We start from the raw sequence: 22,695 nt of genomic DNA, 5'->3' as shown, positions 1-22,695 counted from the left end.
GCCATGTCAGCCGTCAAGAACCCCAACCCCGCATTGATCGTGGGAAAATACGCGGCGCTTGCGTTCTATCTGATCTTTGCGCTGTTCCCGCTTTATTGGTTGCTCAAGATCGGATTGACGCCGGATGCGCTGATCTATTCCGAAGGCACCAGGCTGTTTCCGAGCGAGATCACGTTCTCGAACTTCACGACGGTCATTTTCCAGACTGATTTTGTGGCCTACTTTCGAAACTCACTTGTTGTATCCCTAGGGGCAGCCTTCTTTACCACTCTGTTTGCGGCCGGGGCGGGCTATGCCTTTTCACGCTTCGTATTCGCTGGCAAACGGATCATCATTGCATTGATGCTGGTCACCCAGATGTTCCCGCTTCTGATGATCATTGCACCGATCTACAAGATCGTCGCTGAACTGGGGCTGTTGAATTCGCTGACAAGCCTGATCGTCGTCTACACCGCCTTCAATATTCCTTTTGCAACATTTCTGATGCAGTCATTCTTTGACGGTATACCGAAGGACCTGGAAGACGCGGCGATGATGGATGGCTGTTCGCGGTTTCAGGCGCTGTGCAAAGTGGTCTTCCCGCTGACATTACCGGGCCTCGGTGCAACGCTTGGTTTCGTTTTTACCGCAGCTTGGTCAGAGTTGCTGTTTGCGCTGATGCTGATCTCGAAGAACGACGCGATGACCTTCCCGGTTGGCTTGTTGACGTTTGTTTCCAAATTCTCGGTCGATTGGGGGCAAATGATGGCGGCCGGCGTGCTGGCGCTGATCCCAAGCTGTCTCTTTTTCATCTTCATTCAACGTTATCTCGTGCAGGGCCTCACGTCCGGCGCAGTTAAAGGATAGGAGGCCAGATCATGGCACGTATCGAACTTCGTGACGTTGCAAAACGTTATGGATCCGTTGAGGTCTTGCGCAACATCGACCTTGAAATCCAAGATGGTGAGTTCATTGTTTTGGTGGGGCCGTCGGGTTGTGGCAAGTCTACGCTACTGCGCATGGTAGCTGGTCTTGAGCCGATATCAAGCGGTGACTTCCTGATCGATGGCGAGCGTATGAACGATGTAAGACCAAGGGATCGGGACATCGCGATGGTGTTCCAATCCTACGCTCTCTATCCGCATATGGATGTCGCGCGAAACATGGGCTTCTCGATGGAAATCCGCAAAGATCCGGTAGCGGAACGCAAATCAAAGGTCGCCCAGGCGGCGGAAACCTTGGGCCTATCCAACTTGACGGATCGCTTGCCCAAGGCCCTTTCGGGCGGTCAACGTCAGCGGGTTGCCATGGGTAGAGCCATCATCCGTGATCCGCAGGCCTTCCTGTTTGACGAGCCCCTGTCAAATCTCGACGCGGCGCTGCGTGTCGAGATGCGGCTGGAAATTGCGCGACTGCATCAAAAACTCAGCGCAACCATGATCTACGTGACACATGATCAGGTTGAGGCTTTGACGCTGGCAGACAGGATCGTTGTTCTGAACGGCGGTGATATCCAACAGGTCGGCAGCCCGTTGGAACTTTACGAACGTCCGGCCAATAAATTTGTTGCGCAGTTCATCGGCTCGCCCACAATGAATGTCGTGCCTGTCATTGGAACCGATACAGGTGTGACCGCCGGAAATGGAGCCGCAATTGAACTTCCTGATCAACCACTTACCGCGCAGGCGAAAGAGCTGGGTGTAAGACCTGAGCATATCGATGTTGTGGACAACGGGACCGGTGATCTTTCGGCCGTGGCAGATGTTGTTGAACATCTTGGCTCGGACACGAACATCTATGTCAACGTCGAGGGCATCGGATCAATGATGGTGCGCAAGCATGGCAATATCCCCGTAAATTCTGGCGAACAGCTTGGTCTGCGCATTCAGACAGAAAACGCTCATCTTTTTGCCGATGACGGCACAGCTTTGCGGCCGGTCGCCTGAGATGACGAACGAATTGGAAGCTCGAGCAGCGCTTGAGAAAAAGACGCTCTGGCTGTCATCGTGGATGATCCACAATGCCAACAACATTCGCGCCAAAGGCAGGATCAAGGTGGGTGGTCATCAGGCGTCATCAGCCTCGATGAATGCGATACTGAACGCGCTATACTTTGATGTGCTGCGCCCTGAGGATCGCGTAGCTGTCAAACCGCACGCGAGCCCGGTCTTCCATGCAATCCAGTATCTTCTTGGAAACCAGAGCCTGCAGCAGTTGCAGGATTTCCGAGGCCTTGGAGGCGCACAACCCTATCCATCGCGCACCAAGGACAAGGATGATGTCGACTTCTCGACCGGGTCGGTTGGGATGGGTGTTGCGATGACGGCGTTTGCCAGCCTGACGCAGGACTACCTGGTCGGTCACGGATGGCTCAACCAGCCCAAAGGCCGAATGATTGCGTTGGTCGGCGATGCTGAGCTGGACGAAGGCAATGTTTATGAGGCGCTTCTTGAAGGCGCCAAACACGACCTGCGCAATTGCTGGTGGGTCATCGACTATAACCGGCAATCGCTTGATGGCGTCGTTACCGAAGGTCTGAACGCCCGGTTTCGCGATATATTCCTCGCCTGCGGGTGGGAAGTGATTGAACTGAAATACGGCTCGCTCATGCAAGCCGCTTTCCGGCGCCCGGGTGGCGAACATTTACGCGATTGGATTGATAGCTGTGAAAATGCGCTCTATTCAGCTCTGACCTTCAAAGGTGGCGCTGCATGGCGCGCTCAGCTGGAGCAGGATTTCGGTGGTAACAATGAAGCGTTGGCACTGGTCGCGGATCATGACGATGACGCGCTGGCGCAGTTGATGGGCAATCTGGCGGGGCATGATGCTGCGCTGATGTCTGAGACAATGAAGGCCATCGACCACGATCGCCCGGTATGTTTTATCTGCTACACGGTGAAAGGTCACGGGTTGCCTCTTGCTGGACATAAGGACAACCACGCCGGGATCATGACCACGGCGCAGATTGAAAGTCTGCGCGATGATTTGGGGATAGATGCGGGCCATGAATGGGAACGCTTTGCGGGCATCGGTTTAGACCAAGAAGACGTTCAGGCGTTTCTGAACAATGTCCCTTTTAATGCCAAGGGGCGTCGCCGCCACATCGCTAACCCGATCAGGGTTGATGAAGTGGCCCGGCCAAGGGTCAAGGATGTAGCCTCCACCCAGGAAGCATTCGGGCAGATTTTGTCGGCCATTGCCAGTGAAGCTCCGGCCCTCGCCGAGCGGATTGTCACCACGTCACCCGATGTCTCGGTCTCGACCAACCTCGGTCCTTGGATCAACAAGACTGGCCTGTTTGCAAAAGCTGAGCAAGGCGATGTGTTTCGCGATCAGGAAATCCCTTCGACACAAAAGTGGCGCAGACATACGGAAGGGCGGCATATCGAACTTGGTATAGCTGAAAACAACCTGTTCACGTTTCTGGGCGCACTTGGACTCTCTCATTCATTGTTTGGCGAGCGGTTGTTTCCAGTCGGAACAGTCTATGATCCGTTTATTTGCCGCGGGCTCGATGCCCTGAACTATGCCTGCTATCAGGATACGCGTTTCATGTTGGCTGCGACCCCCTCTGGCGTATCGCTTAGCCACGAGGGCGGCGCACACCAATCCATTTCGACTCCTTTGATCGGTATGGCACAGGATGGGCTTGCAACATTCGAGCCTGCTTTTGCGGACGAACTGAACGTGATCATGCGTTGGGGGTTCGAATATTTGCAACGGGATGGCGCAGCACGTCAGGCCGAACAAAACTGGCTGCGCGACGAAAAGGGTGGGTCTGTGTATCTGCGCCTATCCACAGTACCGCAAGAACAAATCGGGCGCGAAATGACCGGTGATCTTGTGCAAGACGTGATTGCGGGCGGGTACTGGATGAGACCCCCAACAGCAACTAGTGCGGTGGTGCTGGCCTACACAGGTGTTGTCGCGTCCGAGGCCATTCAGGCTGCGGGACTACTATCTGATGACGTTCGGGACGTTGCCGTATTGGCTGTGACATCCGCAGATCGGTTGAACGCTGGATGGCAGGCTGCCGAGCGCGCCCGACAACGCGGCGTTGGCACGGCGCTCTCGCACATCGAGCAACTGTTCGCCAATGTGCCGCGAGACGCTGGGTTGGTCACTGTTGCAGATGGTCATCCGGCAAGCCTCAGCTGGCTTGGCGGGGTACACGGGCACCGCACCAAATCCCTTGGCGTGGAGCATTTTGGACAGGCCGCAACAGTGGAAGACACCTATCATCTGCATGGAATTGACGTGAACGCAATTCTGCACGCGGCGCGAGCGTTGCTGCCGGGACGCGGCGGGCGCTACATTACACCTCTTGCGAGATAAAAGATGATCAAAGACCAACCTTTGCCTCCCGGTGCGCATTCCGAGCCTGGGTTTTGGCTTGAAACTTCCAATCACCGCAAATGGTTGATGGATCAGGCTATGCGGCAGCTTGAGTTCTTCAGCGCGAGTTGCCGAAACGGGCCTGGGTTCTTCATCCTTGGTCATGATGGCAGCCCATTGCCTGGTGAGCCTCAAGAGCTGCACACGACAACGCGTCTGATCCACTCATATGCTTTGGGGCATCTTGCAGGTTTTCGGGGCGCTGAGCGGATTATTGATCACGGCATGGCATATCTCGAAAGCCACCACAAAGATCGGGACCATGGCGGGAATCCGAAGGCAACGACATGACACAACGCATTGCCCATCAACCCCGTGAAATCGCTGATTGCGTCAGCGCCTATCTGCAAGAAGGTGATCTGGATGGCATCACCTCGATGTTTCATCCAGATTGCCAGATCTTCTTTCCACCCGACCAGCCGCCACTGACAGGGCTGGAAGGGGCTCGCAAAACCTTTGAAGGTTTCTTGGACATCCGCCCTCAGATCAAAAGCGAGGTGTTCAGCGAGGTCATTAATGGTGATGTCGCCATGCTGCGCGCAAATTGGAGTGTGATTGCGCCGGACGGCACGGTGTTGGCCGAAGGTCAATCCACCGAGGTCGCCAAAAAGCTGGAGAGCGGCGGTTGGGGGTATTTGATCGACTGCCCTAACGGTCCCCCAAGCCTTACGTGATTGCATGAGCATTTGAGGGCGTCCCACGGCTGTCGGGCGCTCTCATGTTCGCTGGGTGGGGTTGCAAAACAGATCGGCATCCGGGCAAAGATCGACGTGAGGCCCGCACATTACATGTGGGATTTCGCGTGGGATAGACCGGCGCTCCGTTGCCATGTGTGCGAGGAGTGAAAGAGCCAAAAAGCAGTTTGGATTTGACTGCTTAGACCAGTTTATAATGGCTGCACTACTGACTTCGGCAACGGTGCAAAGATGGCCGTGCTGCAAGCATGAGAAAATGCAGCGTCAGCAACAACCGCGGAAGCAAACGGCAACAAGGTCCCGCAGACTGATGACTCTTACAAAGCGCAGCGAAAGTACGATCTTTGTTCGGGCGGGAATGCCGCCGGCGAATGACCGGTTTGGCGACATGGGCTGCGAAACGGAGCTGGGGTCGCTGCAGATGCAAACCTATGCTGCGTCGGCGAAGGGTCGAAATCGGATGACGGCTTCGTCCCGCGAGAGAGCCATTCGCAATGATCCCTATGAATGGCGACCACTCAACCAGAGATCGCTTCACATAACACCGCTTCAACGACTTTCGCGGTTCGTTATGGTGGTGCAGGGCAACCCTTGGTTGCAGAAGCTTGGCGTTCTCGTCCCTGTTCAAACGGCTGCCTGATGCAGCGGGGTTAGGAAGTTGAATAATGAACTTACGAAATTCATCTGGTAAGCACAGAAATTAAACTTGCCTATCAGGCCCCGCGGCGCTGATCCAAGTGATGGTGATAGGCAGCAATAACAGCGAGCTACATAGCCTCAAGCGTATGTGAGAGACCGTTTCGGATGTGATCTTCCAACAGCTTCTTTGCGGTGCTCGCGTCTCTTGCCAATGCGGCATCGAACATGCCCTTGTGCTCCTTGACGGCCTCTTCGCCGCGATAGGTCAGCACGAGCATCTGATACCGCAGGTACTTGTCGTAGATGATCGAGTGCAGTGACAGAAGGTTCTTGGAGTTGCAGGCCGCGATCATCGCTTGGTGAAACTCCCAATCATATCGTTTCCAGGTTTCTTTCTCGGACTCGTCGCCCTTGAGAAGCTGTTGTTCCATCAGGTGCAGTTTGTGGTGTGCCGCAACCAAGTTGCCCTCCCAGTCCGTGTCGCCGTTCGCAATGGACAATTCCAACGCGTGGCATTCCAACAGAACGCGCAGCTCTGATATCTCGGTCAGGTCTTCTCGTGAAACCGGCGTGACCAGGAATCCTCGTTGCACGGGAGCTTCGACAAATCCGTCGCTGGCGAGCCTGTTCAGCGTTTCACGAAGTGTCGAAAGGCTTGCCGAGTAGCGTTCCTTCAAGGCGTCCAGCTTCAGTTTAGAGCCGGGCTGCAGCTCCCCGAAGATGATATCCCGCTTGATGCGCTGATAGGTGCTTGCACCTATCGTAGAAGGCTGTTTCGCCATGCGTTTCACCCGATATTATCAGTTTCCTCGTTCAATTAGCATTTTTCAGAGACATCAGCAATCCAAACTGATGTATGGTAAAAATAAAAATATCATACATTATTGTGGAATCGCGAAAACCCCAATACGGTCGTGGCCAAGTTGGGCAAAGCAGCCCGATCGAAATCATCGGTTTCGGGATTGTCCGGACCCTCCGGAAGGAAGCAAAGTGTCTAAGAACTTTCGCATTGCCATTGTCGGCATTGGCCTTGTTGGACGCCGCCACGCAGACGCTATCCGAGCGTTGCGCCATGTTGATCTCGTCGCGGTGGTCGACCCCAGTGATGAAGGTCGTGCTTACGCCGTTGAGCACGGGGTCGCATGTTACGAGACCCTAGAGGAAATGTTTGCAAATCAGACGCCGGACGGAGCTGTGCTTGCGACCCCGACCACGCTTCATGTCGAACAAGGCCTCAAGTGTGTTCGACGTGGTTGTCCCGTTCTTGTCGAAAAACCGATCGCCGTAGAAGCCACTGCTGCACTTGAGCTTGTTCAAGCAGCGGAGAAGGCCAATGTGCCACTGATGGTCGGACATCATCGTCGACACAATCCTTTGATCCGGTCGGCTAAGGAAGCCATTGTCGATGGGAAGATTGGAGATGTGCGCGCTGTCCATGCGAATTGCTGGTTCTATAAGCCAGACGAGTATTTTGATGCTGCGCCCTGGAGAAAGAAACCCGGTGCAGGGCCCATCTCCGTCAATCTTGTCCACGATGTGGATCTGCTGCGGTACCTGGCCGGAGAAGTCATGACCGTACAAGCTCAGTCGGCTGCATCGCAGCGGGGTTACGACAACGAAGATGTTGCCGGTGCGCTATTGACGTTCGAAAGCGGGGCGATAGGGACCATAAGTGTGTCCGACAGCATCGTTGCTCCATGGAGCTGGGAGATGACGTCTCAGGAATATCCAATCTATCCTTCAACTACTGAGAGTAGCTACATGGTAGGTGGGTCTCATGGTTCATTGTCCGTTCCCGATCTTCGCCTGTGGAGTTACCAAAGAGAGCAAAGGGATTGGTGGACGCCAATCTCATCAACCGCGCTGAAGAAGGGTGCCGCTGACCCCCTGGTCAATCAACTCAGGCACTTTGTTGAAGTTGCTCGGTGCGAAGCAGAACCGATTGTGTCTGGATGGGAAGGTTTTAGAACACTTCAAGTTATTGAAGCTATTCAGAATTCCTGCAGGACTGGCGAGACTGTCAGGATAAGAAACCTTCAGGAAACGCAAGAACAGAGACTGCAGGTAATGAAAAATATCAGATATTTTGTAAAAAATCTTGCAAAATGTCCAAAATAGGTCAAAACTCAGAATCGGAAAAATACATCATGATGTCTCAGGGAGGAGCAAAGTGATTACCAAACTTACCCGCCGGGCTGCTGTATCAGCCCTTGTTGCAACCGGTGTTCTGTTTAGCGCAACAAGTGGTGCGCTGGCGGAAGACAAAGTGCAACTTCGCCTCGCAACATCAGGATCGGAGACCGATCAGCGCTCGGTCGCCATGGCCGAGGTTTTTGCGCCCATGGTCGCTGAATTTGCGACGTATGAGCCCAGCTATAACGGCACAATCTTCGCACAAGGTACGGAGTTGGACGCCATCAGCCGGGGCAACCTGGAAATGTCGATCACATCGGCGCAGGAACTGGCGCAGTTCTTCCCCGAGTTTTCGATCTTTACCGCAGGCTATGTCCACCAGGACGCCGCGCATCAGGTGGCTGTCTTCAACGATCCCTTGATGGATGCCTTCAAGCAAAAGGCCGAAGAAGAACTGGGCGTCAAACTGCTTTCGGTCATGTATTTGGGCCGTCGTCAGGTGAACCTGCGCCAACCCAAGGATGAACTGACCGTCAGCACTCCAGCTGATCTGGAGGGTGTGAACCTGCGGATGCCGGGCACAGATGCGTGGCAGTTCCTTGGCAAAGCGCTGGGTGCCGCCCCGACACCAATGGCGTTCTCAGAGGTTTACACAGCTCTGTCGACCGGTGCCGTTGACGGTCAGGACAACCCGTTGCCGACTGTGGTTGATGCCAAATTCTACGAAGTGACCAATCAGATCATCCTGACATCGCATTTGGTCGACTTGAACTATATCGCCATCGGCAAAGAGGTTTGGGACGGGCTGACGCCGGAACAGCAGGCTAAGGTTCAGGAAGCTGCGGATGCTGCGGCTGAAGCCGGCCGTCAGAAGCAGCTTCAGAAAGAAGAGGACCTTGTCAGCTTCCTCAAGGAGCAGGGTATGGAGGTCTACGAGCCCGACCTGGCGGCGTTCCGCGATCAGGTACAGTCTATGTATCTGGAAAGCGAGTTCGCTGGTTCATGGCCGGACGGTGTTTTGGAGCAGATCAACGCTCTGGGCAACTAAGTTCGTCTACACAAGGGAGGGAGAACCACAATGAAAGGCTTCATAAAGGGGTTCTCCCGACTGACAGAAGCAATTGCCGGCGGGATGCTGGCGGCAATCTTCCTGATCTTCCTTCTGCAAATTCTACTGCGGTACTTCTTTACCCCCGCTGGTTGGACGCTTGAATTGATCGGCATCCTCTGGGTCTGGGTGATCTTTTTTAGCTGCGCGTTCATCGTGCGCGAGAGAGATCACGTAAAATTTGACATTGTCTATCTGTCTGTACCCCGACGCGTCCGTCAGGTCTTTGCGATGCTGGCAGCTGCGGCAATCGTGGTCGGGATGCTCTACAGTTTCCTGCCGACCTGGGACTACATCGACTGGATGAAAATCCGCAAGACCGCGACCGTTCGCAATCCCTTCTCGGGTGAGAAGATACCGCTGCGTACCGTGTTTTCGATCTATGCCGTGTTCATGCTGGTTGTCGCCGCACGGTATGCATGGCTGTTCTTTGACATCATGCGCAACGGCCCACCAAAAACCGAACTTGAAATGGTCGTGGGATACAACGTGGTCGACGAACATCCCCGCGTTGACGTGGAAGACGACGGGGACGCAAGCAAATGAGTTTTGAACTTCTTTCCTGCCTGCTGACCCTTTTTGTTCTGGCAGGTATCGGGACCCCTATCGGCTATTCCATCCTTTTGGCGTCACTGATGTATCTGGGTGTCGCTGGTCTGGACGTCGCGCTGGCGGGCGAAAAAATCCTGCAAGGCTTCTACAAAAGCACGATCCTGCTTGCCGTGCCGTTGTTCATCGTCGCCGCCAATATCATGAACGCGGGGTCGATCACCGACCGTCTGCTGAACTTCTGCGTCGCTGCGGTCGGTCGGTTCAAGGGCGGCCTCGGGCACGTCAACGTGGTAGCGTCCCTGATCTTCTCGGGTATGTCCGGTTCGGCTGTCGCGGATGCCGCCGGGATCGGCAAGATCATCATTGAGATGATGACCAAGGATGGCCGTTACAGCCGAGGTTACGCAGCCGCGATCACGGCGGCGTCGGCGACGATTGGCCCGATCATCCCGCCCTCGATCCCGATGGTTTTGTATGCGCTCGTCTCCAAGGCTTCTATCGGATCCCTGTTCCTGGCCGGAATTCTGCCGGGCCTGATCATGGGCGTCGTCCTCATGGCGATGAACTACTATCTGGCCGGAAAGCGGAACTTTGCCTTAGAAGAACCTGTTCCGCTGCGCGAGTTACCGGCTAAAACCGCCAATGCGTTCCCGGCACTGCTGATGCCCGCAATCCTTCTCTATGGTATCTATGGAGGCGTCACCACTCCGACCGAGGCTGCCGCTGTAGCTGCATTCTACGCCCTGCTACTGGCAGCCTTGTTCTACCGTGCATTGACCTTCCGTGGCCTTTATCAGGTGTTCGTCGATAGCGCCCGTTCGTCTGCTGCCGTTGGGGTGGTCATTGGCGGCGCGTTCATCCTGAACTTCATCGTCATTCAGGAGCAAATTCCTCAGTCGATCTCGGCACTGCTGGAGGGTTCGGATGTTAGTCCGATTGTTTTCCTGATCCTGGTTAACCTGCTGATCCTCGCGCTGGGTTGCGTGTTGGACGCGACAACGATCATTCTTGTGATTGTGCCCCTGTTCATTCCAACCTGCGAAGCGCTTGGGATTGATCTGGTGCATTTCGGAGTGCTGGTCGTCGTGAACTCGATGATTGGTCTGATCACGCCGCCTTATGGCATTCTACTCTTTGTGATCAACGCCGTGACGGACATTCCGCTGCGCGAAATCATCTCGGAAATCTGGGCCTTCCTCGCGGTTCTCATCTTTGCCTTGGTGATCATGATGCTGATGCCGGATCTGGTCCTGTGGTTGCCGCGAATGTTTGGATATCAGGGATAATGTGCCTCTCGGTTTCGACAACGTCGATCCCCGGTGATCTGGCCGAAAAACTAAGTGCTATCGCTGAAGCGGGATTCGGAGGTGTCGAATTACACGAACCGGATTTGACCGCTTTTGACGGGCCGCCATCGCAAGTCCGCGAAATTGCGTCGGACCTCGGCCTTAAGATTTGCCTGCTACAACCCTTCCATAAACTTGAAGGCCAGTCCGGCGGTGGACGGGAGCGCGCCTTTGATCGGCTGAAACGCAAACTCGACCTTATGACCGAGTTGGGAACGGAATTACTGCTAATCGGGTCTGCTTTCGACGTCGATGCCGCTGCAACCGAAGAACAGGTAATCGCAGATCTTGGCGAGGCGGCCCAAATCGCTAAAGAAATAGGGATGCGTCTGGCCTATATGGGCTTGCCATGGTCGGATATTATTCGCTCGGATGAGCAGGCGTTACGCGTCGTTGAAGCCATCGACAGCCCCCATTTCGGGCTGGCCCTGAATTCCTTCTTCTCGCTTGCCGATGGGTCCAAACCAGCCCGCCTTCGGGACATTCCCGGAGAGCGGTTGTTCCATGTGCAACTGTCCGATGCACCCCGGCTTGAGATGGATATCCGCAGGCTCAAGCGGCATTTCGGGCTTTTGCCCGGGCTCGGATCGCTGAACCTTGCGGGCTTCGTGCGGGTGTTGTCGCGCGCCGGTTACAAGGGGCCTTGGTCCATTGCGCGCGTCAACGAAGCAGCTCCTCAACCCGGTGGCCGCACACTGGCCCGAGACAGCTATAGGTCGCTGGTGAACCTTTTGGATGAGGTGTCGCGGACCGAGCCGGGAACGGATTTCGGCATCCCGGACTTGCCTGAACGCGTCTATGCGTCAGGCTTTGAGTTCGTCGAATTTACAGCTGATGAAGTAAGCGGCGCGCAACTGGCAGATATGCTGTCAGCAATGTGCTTTCGAATGGAGCGAAAGCATGTGAGCAAGTCCGTCGAGCTGTGGCGGCAGGGCGCGATAAACATCGTGGTGAATACCGAAAAGGAAGGATTTGCCCATTCGGCGTTCCTGGGTCACGGCCCCTCCGTTTGTGACATGGGGTTGCGTGTCAAAGATGCGGATCAGACGGTTCAGCGGGCGACCGCGTTGGGCGCACCGAATTTCTCACAACCGGTGGGAACAGGGGAACTGGATATCCCGGCCATTCGGGGCGTTGGTGGCAACGTCGTTCATTTCATCGATGAGAAATCCGATCTCCATCGGGTATGGGACATTGAGTTCGAGCCGGTTGCGAAAACCAAAGCCACCCAACCTGCCGGTCTGCGTCGTATCGACCATCTGGCCCAGACGATGCGTCACGATGAGATGCAAAGCTGGCTACTCTACTACATTTCGACTTTCGAGATGGCAAAATCCCCTATCGTGAACGTCGCCGACCCGTCTGGTGTCGTGCAAAGCCAGGCTATCGAAAGTCCCGAAGGCGAAGTGCGCTTAAACCTGAATGGGGCAGTTGGGCGTCGAACACTGGCGGCGTCATTCCTTGAAGATGGCTTTGGGGCTGGTGTTCAGCACATTGCCTTCCAGTCGGATGATATTTTTGAAACTTCAGCCCAGTTGCTCAAGTCTGGCTTTCCCAGCCTGTCCGTCCCGGAGAACTACTACGCTGATCTGCAAGCGACATTCGGATTGGATGACGATTTGGTCGCCCAATTGCGCAGGGGGAACATTCTCTACGATCGGGCGGCGGGTGCTGAGTATTTTCAGATATACAGCTGCCCCATCTTTAACGGCTTCTTCTTCGAAATTGTTGAACGCCGTATGGGCTATGCCGGTTATGGCGCGCGCAATGCACCCATTCGCCTTGCTGCGCAAAGCAAAACCCAGCCGGTGAAAGAGGTGCAGACGCAATGACCGCGCAGATGACAGACGATGAGCGCGCCGTTCGCCAATGGTGGCGTACCTCCATCATCGACATGAAACCCGGACAGATCTCTTTTCGTGGCAACGCCATAGAGGACCTGATCGGAAACGTATCTTTCCCGCAGATGATCTGGCTTATGGTGCGGGGCGATCTACCCAGCGACGCCCAAGCGCGTCTGTTCCAGGCCGCTTTGGTCGCTGGCGTGGATCACGGCCCACAGGCTCCCTCAATCGCGGCTGCGCGTATGGCCGCCACCTGCGGGGTAGGTCTCAATAATGCGATGGCGACTGCGGTGAACATGCTGGGCGACGTGCACGGCGGGGCAGGAGAGCAGTGTGCAGAGCTGTACTATGATATCGCAGTCCGCATGGATGCGGGAGGTTCGCTGAATGACGCTGTTCGGGATGGCTTGGACAGTTGGCGCGAGACCTACGGCAAGATCGTATCGGGCTTTGGTCACAGGTTTCACAAACCTGTCGATCCACGCGCACCCCGATTGATGCAACTTGTTAGAGATGCGGCGGCAGAAGGCACAGTTTCTGGCCGGTTTGCCGATATCGGAGAAGAGGTTCAAGCCGAACTCGGTCGTCAACGAGGCGGTCTGCCAATTGCCATGAATATTGACGGCGCGACAGCTGTGATCTTCTGCGAACTTGGCTTTCCTGCGCCCTTGTCGCGAGGGCTGTTCTGCCTGTCCCGCTCGGTCGGAATACTTGCCCACGCTTGGGAACAGATGAACCAGGGTGGCCGCAACAAAGGGCCGATGCCCGCTAATTACTTACCCCTCTACGAAGACAGGAATGATGACACGTGAGACATCGAAATCCTTCCGGGTCGGCCTTATCGGCTGTGGTCGTATCAGCGATATTTATCTAAAAACACTATCCAAATTCTCAAACGTTGAGGTCGTGGCTTGCGCAAGCCTTGACCCTTCGGAAAGCCGCACCAAGGCAGATCAATACGGTATCGCCAAGGCCTGTGCGCCAGATGGGGTGTTTGACGATCCGACGATTGACTGCGTTCTGAATCTGACAATTCCGGCAGCGCATGCCGAAATCAGCCTGCGTGCGTTGGAGGCGGGCAAGCACGTCTATTCCGAGAAGCCGCTGGTTATGGATCGAACGGATGGTAAGACGATTCTGCACATGGCCTCTGAAAAGGGGCTACTGGTCGGTTGCGCACCCGACACATTTCTGGGCGGTCGTTGGCAAACCGTTCGGCGCTTGATCGATGAGGGTGCCATTGGCAAACCGACAGGGGTTTTTGCCCATGTCGGTACCCACGGGACGGAACGCCACCATCCCAACCCGGATTTCTACTACCAGGCCGGTGGCGGGCCCTTGCTGGACCTTGGGCCATATTACCTGACCGCCATGGTTTGCTGCCTTGGTCCGGTTGACCGGGTCGCCGGAATGGCTCGGCGCACGTTCGACAAAAGGATGATCGAAAACGGCCCTCGCAACGGTGAATGGATGGATGTCGAGGTCGACACGCATTCCCTAAGCCTGCTGCAGTTCTCTTCCGGGGCTATAGGGTCGATGACCATGAGCTTTGACGTCTGGGATAGCGAAACGCCGCGGTTCGAGATCTACGGCGAAAAAGGCACCATCAGCATCCCAGACCCTGACCCGGTACATGGTGCCAACATCTTTCAGGGGGATGTCTGGCTGAAAACGCGGGAGACCTCGCGCTGGTCTCATCAGCCGCGCCCATCCGGTCGCGAAGGCTGGCAGGTGGTCGTCAACAAACACGGGTTCAATGAGGACCGCCGTGGTCTCGGCCTTTTGGATCTGGCCCTGGCGGCGCAAGAAGGACGCCAACCCCGTGCAAGTGGAGCGCTCGCCTACCACGTTTTCGAGGTCATGGACGCGATCGAACGGGCACCAAAATTTGGCGCCTATCAGACGATAGAAAGCCGTTGCGCGGCTCCGGAGCCTTTGCCGGTCGATTTCCTTAACGATGAGAGGAAGGAATTGGTTCATGCCGATTGAGACACTCGACTTTACTCAGCCATTCTTTCGCGTCCAGCACACAACTGACGAGCGCAGAATTTCTATCGAGGGTCGCGCCATCGTCCTTAACCTTGGGGGGCGAAATCTCTCTGTCGAGGATCAGACCATTGCACCGCTTTCCTCTGTGATCGTGCAAGACAGCACGCTTAGCGGCGTGGAACGTGCAGTCATTGTCCACGATTTCGACGCCCATGCCGATGACAACGAGTTGTTCGCATGGGTGAAAGATACATGGCCATCTGCTTTTGATGTTCGCCAAGAGGAGCGTTTACGCGGTGTCAGCCACTACATGTCGCCAAAGGTCTTTGTGGGTAACGTTGGGCTGACCATGTACCATTCCGGCTCGGTGCCGCTGAATGTCGGATTGCACAAGGATCATCCGTTCTGCCCGGTACCGGGGTTTCGCGAAGTGCATACGCAAATTGTAGGCTTTGGCAAAATGCAGCAATGCCGCGAACGGGACGTTGAAACCCTTTACCTCGAAGAATTCCTGGCCCCCGGCACGACGCACAAACCGATGTATGACGCTGAAGGCAACTATCCCTGGCATCAGTACGAGACGATTACCCCCAGCATTTTCATGGCGGTGGAAATGCTGCCGGAAGGCGCGCGGGTCCCGGACATGGAGATTCAGAATGGCTGAGAGACTTTTACCCGAAGACCTGAACTTTGACGGACCTTTCCCCCGGTTGTCTCGCCGTTTGCGACTGGGCGTTGTTGGCGGCGGACGTATCTCTGTCACGCAGGCAACGGCTGCGCGGATGACCGACCGGTGGGAGGTCGCCGCAGGTGCGCTCAGTTCCGACGCTGCGCGCAGCAAGGCACGCGGGGCTGAGTGGTTCCTGCCAGCAGACAGGTGCTATGCGTCCTTCGACGAGATGGCAAAGGCCGAGGCGGAGCGCCCGGATGGCGTGGATGCCGTGATGATCACTACCCCGAACCACGTTCATTTCGAAGCGGCCAAAGCGTTTCTGGAGGCGGGCATTGACGTGATGTGCGACAAGCCCCTGACCAACGAAGTCGCCGAAGCAGGGGGGCTTGAGGAGATCACCGCGCGCACGGGGCAGGTTTTTGCCGTCGGTTATTCGATGTCGTGTTTTCCGGTCATCCGGCAGGCCAAGCAAATCGTGTCCGAAGGCGGTATCGGCAAGATCAACCAGATCCATGTTGAGTTCATGCAAGACTGGATGACGCTCGATGATGTGGCCGATGCGCCCCATGTGAAATGGCGGCTGGATCCCAAGATTTCAGGTCCAACCAGTTGTGTCGGCGATATCGGCACCCATGCCGCGCATCTTGCCAGCTTTGTCTCGGGCCTGCCGATGACCGACCTGAGGGCCGAATTCCATGTCTGCGGCGCGCCAAAGCCTTTGGAAGACACGGTATTCATGTTCACCCGCTATCAAAACGAGGTTCCGGGCACCCTGATGGCAACGCGCCTTGCCCCCGGAAACCGGGGCGGGTTGCGGTTGCGGGTCTTCGGCAGCGAAGGGGGCTTGGAGTGGGATCTGGAGAACTCGGAACAGCTGAAGTTCAATCGGTTTGGTGAGCCGGATCGTATCATCAGCCGAGGTCACGGGCACGGCATCGGCCGCGGTGCGGAACGTCTGATCCGTACCGCGCGTGGCTTCCCCGAAGGGATTATCGAAGCCTGGGCCAACCTCTATACGGAATTTGCCATGGCCGTGGCCGCGCGTTGGGATGGCGTTACCGTTCCGGCCGATTGGCTTGCTTACCCCAGTGTCGAACAAGGCGCAGACGGTGTCCGATTCATTGATGCCTCTGTGCGCTCTCACCAGTCCGGAGGTGACTGGGTCACCATCTAATGCTCTGCCAGCACAAAGGTTAAACACGCCCGGGCTATTGCTCGGGCGTTTCTATTTTCTGCTCAGCATTAAAAGTTGATATTTTGAAAAATATCAGATATTTTTTACTACGTGTGATGAAAATAAGATTCGCAGACACCCGGAGCTGTCATTCATGGCGAAACCCGAAGAGGCTGGCACACGCCCCTCTCTCTATTCCTTGGCGCATCTGACGCTGATTGGCTGTACGCCGCCCGAGCTGGTCTATATCGCCGCACGGGCCGGTTACGATGCCGTCAGCCCCCGGTTCATTCCGATGCATGTGCCTGGAGAGTTCACCCAGTCCCCGATCGACAAGGCTCATGTGCAGGCCACCAAAACTGCGCTTTCAACAACCGGTCTGAAAGTCCTCGATGTCGAGCTTGCGCGCATTACCGAAGATGTCGATCCGCGCAGTTTCGAGCCGTCGCTGGAGATCGGCGGGGAACTGGGCGCCAAGCGTATGATCATGAGCGCGTGGACCAACACCCGCGATGATCGTGACTTCCTGATCGACGTCTATTCCGAGACCTGCGAGTTGGCGGCTCCGTATGGGCTAACAGTGGACCTTGAGTTTCCAAGCTTCTCCCGCTTGCGCACTCTGGATGAGGCGCTTGATATCGTGCGTGCCTCCGATCAGCCCAACGGCGGTATTCTGGTCGATACGCTTTATCTGCACCTCAGCCGTGTGGATCTGGGAGAACTTCTGCACGTCCCCTCTGACCTGTTTCACTTCCTGCATATCTCTGACTGCCTGCCCGGCATCGCGGATACGCGTGAGGGCATGATTCAACTGGCCCGTGATGCCAGGCTGTACCCCGGCGAAGGTTGGATCGATTTCACCGGCATCATCGAACGGATGCCGCCCGTCGACTATTCCATCGAACTGCCCAACCAAAGCCGCGTTGCCGAGTTGGGATATGAAGAACACGCGCGTCGCTGTCTCAGCCACGCCAAGCGAACATTCGGCGAGGCGCGGTCACAGCGTCGTGTGCCCGATGCTGCAATTCTAAAACACCAAGAGGATCATCATGGGCAAAGAGCTCACTGAAAACGACCGCAACATGGCGGCCGATATGCTGGCACGCGCCCGCGCTGCTATGGCCGAGATCGAGGACTGGGATCAGGACAGGCTGGACCGCCTGTCTCAGGCAATTGCGTGGTATGCTGGGAACGAGAAGACCTTCACGCGTCTGGCCCAGCAAGGCGTGGACGAAAGCGGTATCGGAGATCGCGAAGGGCGCCCTGCGAAGCGATTTAAGATTCACATGGTGCTGCGTGATGTTCTGCGCACGCCCTCGACGGGGATCGTCGAAGTCGACGAAGAAAAGGGGCTCGTGAAATACGCCAAACCTGCTGGTGTCATCGCATCCCTGATCCCGATGACCAATCCGGCAATGACACCACCGGTGACCGGTGTTTCCGCCGCAAACGCCCGGAATGCGGTCATCTTCAGCCCGCACCCACGAACCGCCCATACCACCTATGAAATGGTCGAAGTCATGCGAGCGGCCTGCCGTGCGGCCGGTGCCCCCGAAGACCTATTCCAGTCGATCCGCAAACCATCGATCCCGTTAACACAGCACCTCATGGAGATTTGTGACCTGACTCTGGCGACGGGTGGCAAGCCCATGGTCAAAGCAGCCTACAGTTCGGGGCGACCGGCCTATGGCGTCGGCGCGGGCAATTCGTCCATCGTCATTGATGAGACAGCCGATCTCGATATCGCTGCTCAGAACACGCGCATTTCTAAGACCTCTGACTTTGGGTCGGGTTGCTCGGCGGACGGCAACATCATCATCCAGCGCTCGGTTTACGATTATATGGTCAAGGCGCTTCAAGCCGAGGGCGGGTACCTGTGTTCGGACGAAGAGAAGGCCATGCTCGAAGCTGCTATGTGGGACGAAAAGGGAAACCGTACGTTCCCGACTATCGCCTGTCCGCCCCAGCAAACGGCCAAGGTCGCCGGTTTTAGCATCCCCGAAGATCGCAAATTCCTGATGGTCGAAAATCAGGGGCAAATCGGGACGGAGCATAAATTTTCCAAGGAAAAACTGACCACATTGATGGCGCTTTATCATTTCGACACGTTCGATGATGCGCTGAAAACTGTCAGCAAGATTTATTATACCGGCGGCAAAGGCCACTCCTGCGGTATTTACAGCCACAATGACGATCATATCGACCGGTTGGCGCGTCTGGCCCCGGTCAGCCGAATGATGGTTCGACAGCCGCAATCCAAAGCCAATGCGGGTGCGTGGACCAATGGCATGCCTATGACCAGCAGCCTGGGCTGCGGCATCTGGGGCGGCAACATCACCAACGAAAACGTCACGATGAAACATATGATGAACTACACCTGGGTCAGCCGTCCGATCCCTGAGGATCGCCCCTCGGAGCCGGACCTGTTCGGTGAATTCTACGGACAGGAGGTCGCGTGATGGACGGAGCGAAACTGGACGGTAAAACCGTCGCCGAACACATCGTTGATTTCCTGGAACGTCGTGAGGTCAAACACGTGTTTGGTCTGTGCGGCCACACGAACATCGCGGTTCTGGCTGCGCTGGCGGAAAGCCCCATCGATTTCGTCACTGTACGGCATGAGCAAATTGCCAGCCATGCGGCAGACGCTTATGCCCGCGTGACGGGCAAGGCCTCGGTGGTGCTGTCCCATCTCTCCCCGGGGCTGACCAATTGCGCCACCGGGGTCGCCAACGCCGCACTGGACTGTATCCCGATGGTCGTGATCGCGGGTGACATTCCCACGCATTACTACGGTAAACACGCGCACCAGGAAGTGAACCTTCACGCAGATGCTGCCCAGTGGGAAATCTATCGCCCCTTTGTCAAACGCGCTTGGCGGGTGGACCGCGCAGATTTGATGGCTGAAATTCTGGAAAAGGCGTTCCATCTCGCCGAAAATGGTCAGCCTGGCCCCGTGTTGGTCAATGTCCCCATGGACATCTTTTCGGAGGTGATCCCCTCGGACAGCTTTGACCGTATCCGCGACAACACGCGCGCGCTCAAGAAACCGTCGATTGACGACGAGACAGCGCGAGAGATTGTCGAAGCCTTGGCGAAGGCCGAATACCCAGTCGCTTATGTTGGGGGTGGTATTCTTCTGGCACAGGCCAGCGAGGAGTTGCGAGAATTTGTTGAACATATGGGCCTTCCAGTCGCGCATTCCCTGATGGGTAAAGGCGCGTTGCGAGACGACCATCCGCTTGTGCTGGGAATGACCGGGTTTTGGGGCACCGAATTGGTCAACCAGTCCTGCTTGAATGCGGACTACATCTTTGCCGTGGGCACTCGGTTCAAAGAGGCCGATTGCTCCAGCTGGTACCCCGGCTATACGTTCAACATCCCCGGTTCCAAGGTCATTCATATCGACATTGAACCGCAGGAGATCGGCCGGAACTACCCCACCGAGATCGGAGTCGTTGCTGACGCCAAGGCCGCTTTACTAGTCCTCAACCGGGTCGCCCGCGAGATGTATCCGGACGGCTTCAAGCGCCCCGTGCTGGAGCAGAAGATCGCTGACTTTCGGACGGACTTCAAAGCGCGCAATGTGGAAATGGCGACCTCATCGGCCTTTCCGATGATGCCCGAGCGCATTCTGGCAGATACCCGCAAGGCACTGCCTGAGGATGCCATCATCACCACGGACGTTGGGTGGAACAAGAACGGTGTCGGACAGCAATTCGATATCCTGACCCCCGGTTCAATACTGACTCCGGGCGGGTTCGCTACGATGGGTTTTGGTCCGCCAGGAGCGATCGGTGCGAAACTGGCAGCGCCAGATCGCGTGGTGATCAGCCTGGTTGGCGATGGTGGTTTCGGTCAAAACCCGTCAATGCTGGCAACGGCTGTCGAACTTGATCTGGGCATCATCTGGCTGGTTATGAACAACAACGCCTTCGGAACGATCGCAGGTCTGCAAAAGGCGCATTATGGTCTGACCTACGGGACTACGTTCCCTGGATCAGCCGCAGCTCCAGCAAACGGACCGGGATATGCAGACATCGCACGAGCTTATGGTGCAGAAGGGCATAGGCTCAGCGCTGCTGATGAATTGTTGCCCGCATTGGAAGCGGCAATCGCCAGCGGCAAACCAACAGTTCTCGACGTCCCAATGATCAACAATCCGACACCAACAACCGGACACTGGAACATCCTCGACATCTATTCGCCAGACAGGGATGTTTCGCACGTTGCCACCTAAAGCAATTTAGAGTGTGCGATCCGCCTGTGCATACGGCTTTTGCCTGTAACTGTTTAACAGAAGGGCAATTGCCGCTATGCGATGGCTTAAGCTTGATGGAAAACCTTTGAGTCGCAAATGGCAAGACTCGTGCCTCGTGCTATTCTAGGGGAATTTAAAATCAAAGGCTTAGATGTCGATGAATGGCAAAACTATGTGTCGCCCGACACTCTTGTTGAACGTCACACGAACCTGACCCAACCGTCACAGTTGGACCAGAAACGGGTGAAAGTTCGACATCGGAAGGCACCCCCCGATGTTGGCCATAAGTTGAAATTGACCATTGCGTCTTAAACTGATCCAGAATCCCCATTTTGATACTCCCGCAAAGATTTTGTTTGATCTGACTTCCCTTTTGGAAAATCAGGGCTGATTTGCAGATCAGACAGCGAAGCTGCCTGTTCCTGCTGATCTGCCACGTGGCGAACGCGGGAGGGGGCGAGGCAATGCTATTCGACAGGGGTGGTGCGGACCGGAGGCGCAGCCGAGGACACGGCCCTGTCTAATAGGGTTGCCCGAGGGGGAGGGCTGCGCCCTCACCCTGACGGCCAGGGGCGTTTGGCTTGTCCAAATCCCGCTGGCCCTTGAAAGGAAAGCGGCGGGGAGGATGACCGCCACCATTGGCGATTGTTACATTCCGTCATACCGCAAAAAGCAATAAGGGCTCTAACCGCTAATTCGGACTTGTTGCAGAGAGAGTCCGTAGCGAGCCCGAAGTGCTTAATGCCGCAGTACGCACGAACGACCGTAGTCCGTAGATGACTGCCGTTGTTGTCTGAACGAGGGGTCCAAGCCAAACTTCACTGACGATCCGACTTCGCCGGATCGCCGGCAGCACTTTCACCGATGCGTTTTGCCTTATCGCGTAGTATTCCGATATACACACTTCAGGCGCGCTGGGGCTATTTCAAGGCTCCCGGATTTGCTACCATTTAGGCGACGAATGCTTCTGCGGAACACAATTGGGGTCGTGTCACTGACCCGCCCCGACGGGGTGCAGGCCCGAGGAGACTTCTTTGACCACGTCCACGAACTCATCCACCATTTTCGAGTTCTCCGCTGCCCGTCGCGCAATGTAGAGTTCGATGCTTTCGCCATCCGTTTGGTACGGGATGCAACTCAAATGTGCAGGCGCCAGGGCGCGAATCCATGCGGGTGCCAGCCCGATGCCAACCCCGTGCGCCACCAGCTGCAACATGGTGGATTTGTCGATGACTTCGCAGGCGATGTCTGGTTGCCACCCATGGGCGCGATAGCTGCTCCAGTGCAGGTCGTGAAGGATCGGGCGGGCGTGTTTTGGAAACCCGACAATCGGATGATCCCTGATATCTGCCGCTGACAGCGTGTCCCGGCCTGCAAGTTCCGATGAGGATGGCAATACCACAACAGCGCCCTGCTGGTACAAAAGGTCCGCTTTCAAATACTCTTCCTCAGGGGGTTTGCGGACAAAAGCAATGTCGGTGCGGTGATTTGCAAGCTCTTGCGTATGGTAATCCGAGGACGAAATCTCAAGAATGTCCACATGCACTGAAGGATGCCGTTTGCGGAATTCCATCAGCGCCGGCGGCAGCAGCATTGAGATCGCCTCATCAACCCCGCTGACCCGCAACGTCCTTAGACCGCTGTCAGCCGTGTGTCGGGCCTTGGAAACGGATTTGTCGATATCCGCCAGAATACGCTTGGCGTCGCGCAGGAACTCGGACCCCGCTTGCGTCAAGCTAACCTGCCGGGTTGTGCGAAAGAACAGGGCAAAGCCCAACTCGTGTTCCAGCGCGGAAATGCGATCGGACAATGCAGGCTGGCTGAGGCCAAGACGTTCGCCCGCCTTTCGAAAATGCAACTCTTCGGCGACCGCTACAAAGCACTGAAGTTGGCGAAGTTCCAAATCA

General features: G+C 56.0%; 19 protein-coding genes. 17 read left to right on the top strand and 2 right to left on the bottom strand.

What is annotated here, in order from left to right:
* Positions 1 to 3: 3 nt before the first annotated feature.
* Genes BLU89_RS08740 through BLU89_RS08720 form a run of 5 tightly spaced genes read left to right on the top strand, consistent with a single transcriptional unit; the run spans position 4 to position 5,048 of the window.
* On the top strand, positions 4 to 846 hold the full coding sequence (locus BLU89_RS08740) for a carbohydrate ABC transporter permease (RefSeq protein ID WP_074736108.1): 843 nt from the start codon (positions 4 to 6) through the stop codon (positions 844 to 846).
* Positions 847 to 857: 11 nt separating this feature from the next.
* On the top strand, positions 858 to 1,925 hold the full coding sequence (locus tag BLU89_RS08735) for an ABC transporter ATP-binding protein (RefSeq protein ID WP_074736107.1): 1,068 nt from the start codon (positions 858 to 860) through the stop codon (positions 1,923 to 1,925).
* 1 nt (position 1,926) lies between these two features.
* Positions 1,927 to 4,314: a transketolase gene (locus BLU89_RS08730; RefSeq protein WP_083347713.1), complete on the top strand. Its 2,388-nt coding sequence runs from the start codon at positions 1,927 to 1,929 to the stop codon at positions 4,312 to 4,314.
* Positions 4,315 to 4,317: 3 nt separating this feature from the next.
* Positions 4,318 to 4,665 (top strand): AGE family epimerase/isomerase, encoded by a 348-nt coding sequence (locus BLU89_RS08725; RefSeq protein ID WP_083347691.1) that lies wholly within the window; start codon positions 4,318 to 4,320, stop codon positions 4,663 to 4,665.
* Positions 4,662 to 5,048 carry a YybH family protein gene (locus BLU89_RS08720; RefSeq protein WP_074736104.1) on the top strand — a complete coding sequence of 129 codons (387 nt, stop codon included), beginning with the start codon at positions 4,662 to 4,664 and terminating at the stop codon, positions 5,046 to 5,048. The genes BLU89_RS08725 and BLU89_RS08720 overlap by 4 nt, the downstream gene beginning before the upstream one ends.
* Positions 5,049 to 5,836: 788 nt before the next feature.
* On the opposite strand, the gene BLU89_RS08710 is transcribed toward BLU89_RS08720, so the two are convergent.
* Entirely contained in the window at positions 5,837 to 6,490 is a 654-nt protein-coding gene (locus tag BLU89_RS08710; RefSeq protein WP_074736101.1) for a GntR family transcriptional regulator, read from the bottom strand.
* 208 nt (positions 6,491 to 6,698) lie between these two features.
* Here BLU89_RS08710 and BLU89_RS08705 point away from each other — a divergent pair, with 208 nt between their 5' ends.
* The 12 genes from BLU89_RS08705 to BLU89_RS08650 all read left to right on the top strand — a co-directional run bounded on the left by BLU89_RS08705 (position 6,699) and on the right by BLU89_RS08650 (position 20,767).
* On the top strand, positions 6,699 to 7,826 hold the full coding sequence (locus BLU89_RS08705) for a Gfo/Idh/MocA family protein (RefSeq protein WP_074736099.1): 1,128 nt from the start codon (positions 6,699 to 6,701) through the stop codon (positions 7,824 to 7,826).
* Between the two features lie 52 nt (positions 7,827 to 7,878).
* Positions 7,879 to 8,889, top strand: coding sequence for a TRAP transporter substrate-binding protein DctP (dctP, locus tag BLU89_RS08700; RefSeq protein WP_074736098.1), 1,011 nt, complete (start codon positions 7,879 to 7,881; stop codon positions 8,887 to 8,889).
* Between the two features lie 30 nt (positions 8,890 to 8,919).
* Entirely contained in the window at positions 8,920 to 9,495 is a 576-nt protein-coding gene (locus BLU89_RS08695) for a TRAP transporter small permease (protein WP_074736096.1), read from the top strand.
* Positions 9,492 to 10,787, top strand: a complete 1,296-nt coding sequence (locus BLU89_RS08690; RefSeq protein WP_074736095.1) for a TRAP transporter large permease — start codon at positions 9,492 to 9,494, stop codon at positions 10,785 to 10,787. The genes BLU89_RS08695 and BLU89_RS08690 overlap by 4 nt, the downstream gene beginning before the upstream one ends.
* Positions 10,787 to 12,679 (top strand): bifunctional sugar phosphate isomerase/epimerase/4-hydroxyphenylpyruvate dioxygenase family protein, encoded by a 1,893-nt coding sequence (locus tag BLU89_RS08685; RefSeq protein WP_074736093.1) that lies wholly within the window; start codon positions 10,787 to 10,789, stop codon positions 12,677 to 12,679. The genes BLU89_RS08690 and BLU89_RS08685 overlap by 1 nt, the downstream gene beginning before the upstream one ends.
* Positions 12,676 to 13,503: a citryl-CoA lyase gene (locus BLU89_RS08680; protein WP_425441368.1), complete on the top strand. Its 828-nt coding sequence runs from the start codon at positions 12,676 to 12,678 to the stop codon at positions 13,501 to 13,503. Before BLU89_RS08685 ends, BLU89_RS08680 begins: the two co-directional genes overlap by 4 nt.
* The gene (locus tag BLU89_RS08675; protein WP_245709684.1) at positions 13,493 to 14,680 is read left to right on the top strand and encodes a Gfo/Idh/MocA family protein; all 1,188 of its coding nucleotides are present in this window, start codon (positions 13,493 to 13,495) and stop codon (positions 14,678 to 14,680) included. The genes BLU89_RS08680 and BLU89_RS08675 overlap by 11 nt, the downstream gene beginning before the upstream one ends.
* Positions 14,670 to 15,344: a hypothetical protein gene (locus BLU89_RS08670; protein ID WP_074736089.1), complete on the top strand. Its 675-nt coding sequence runs from the start codon at positions 14,670 to 14,672 to the stop codon at positions 15,342 to 15,344. Before BLU89_RS08675 ends, BLU89_RS08670 begins: the two co-directional genes overlap by 11 nt.
* Positions 15,337 to 16,527 carry a Gfo/Idh/MocA family protein gene (locus BLU89_RS08665; protein ID WP_074736087.1) on the top strand — a complete coding sequence of 397 codons (1,191 nt, stop codon included), beginning with the start codon at positions 15,337 to 15,339 and terminating at the stop codon, positions 16,525 to 16,527. Before BLU89_RS08670 ends, BLU89_RS08665 begins: the two co-directional genes overlap by 8 nt.
* A 154-nt stretch (positions 16,528 to 16,681) precedes the next feature.
* On the top strand, positions 16,682 to 17,596 hold the full coding sequence (locus tag BLU89_RS08660) for a sugar phosphate isomerase/epimerase family protein (RefSeq protein ID WP_074736085.1): 915 nt from the start codon (positions 16,682 to 16,684) through the stop codon (positions 17,594 to 17,596).
* A complete protein-coding gene (locus tag BLU89_RS08655; protein WP_074736083.1) occupies positions 17,577 to 18,986 on the top strand; it encodes an aldehyde dehydrogenase family protein in 1,410 nt (469 codons plus the stop codon). Before BLU89_RS08660 ends, BLU89_RS08655 begins: the two co-directional genes overlap by 20 nt.
* Positions 18,986 to 20,767 (top strand): thiamine pyrophosphate-binding protein, encoded by a 1,782-nt coding sequence (locus BLU89_RS08650; RefSeq protein WP_074736082.1) that lies wholly within the window; start codon positions 18,986 to 18,988, stop codon positions 20,765 to 20,767. Before BLU89_RS08655 ends, BLU89_RS08650 begins: the two co-directional genes overlap by 1 nt.
* 1,012 nt (positions 20,768 to 21,779) lie before the next feature.
* Here the strand turns inward: BLU89_RS08650 and BLU89_RS08640 are convergent.
* A complete protein-coding gene (locus BLU89_RS08640; protein ID WP_074736078.1) occupies positions 21,780 to 22,691 on the bottom strand; it encodes a LysR family transcriptional regulator in 912 nt (303 codons plus the stop codon).
* Between the last annotated feature and the right edge of the window lie 4 nt (positions 22,692 to 22,695).

The organism is Ruegeria halocynthiae, assembly GCF_900106805.1.
In the GTDB taxonomy this organism is placed as follows: domain Bacteria; phylum Pseudomonadota; class Alphaproteobacteria; order Rhodobacterales; family Rhodobacteraceae; genus Ruegeria; species Ruegeria halocynthiae.
Note: the sequence above shows the minus strand (reverse complement) of the source record. Positions and strands in the feature narration are given on the sequence as shown.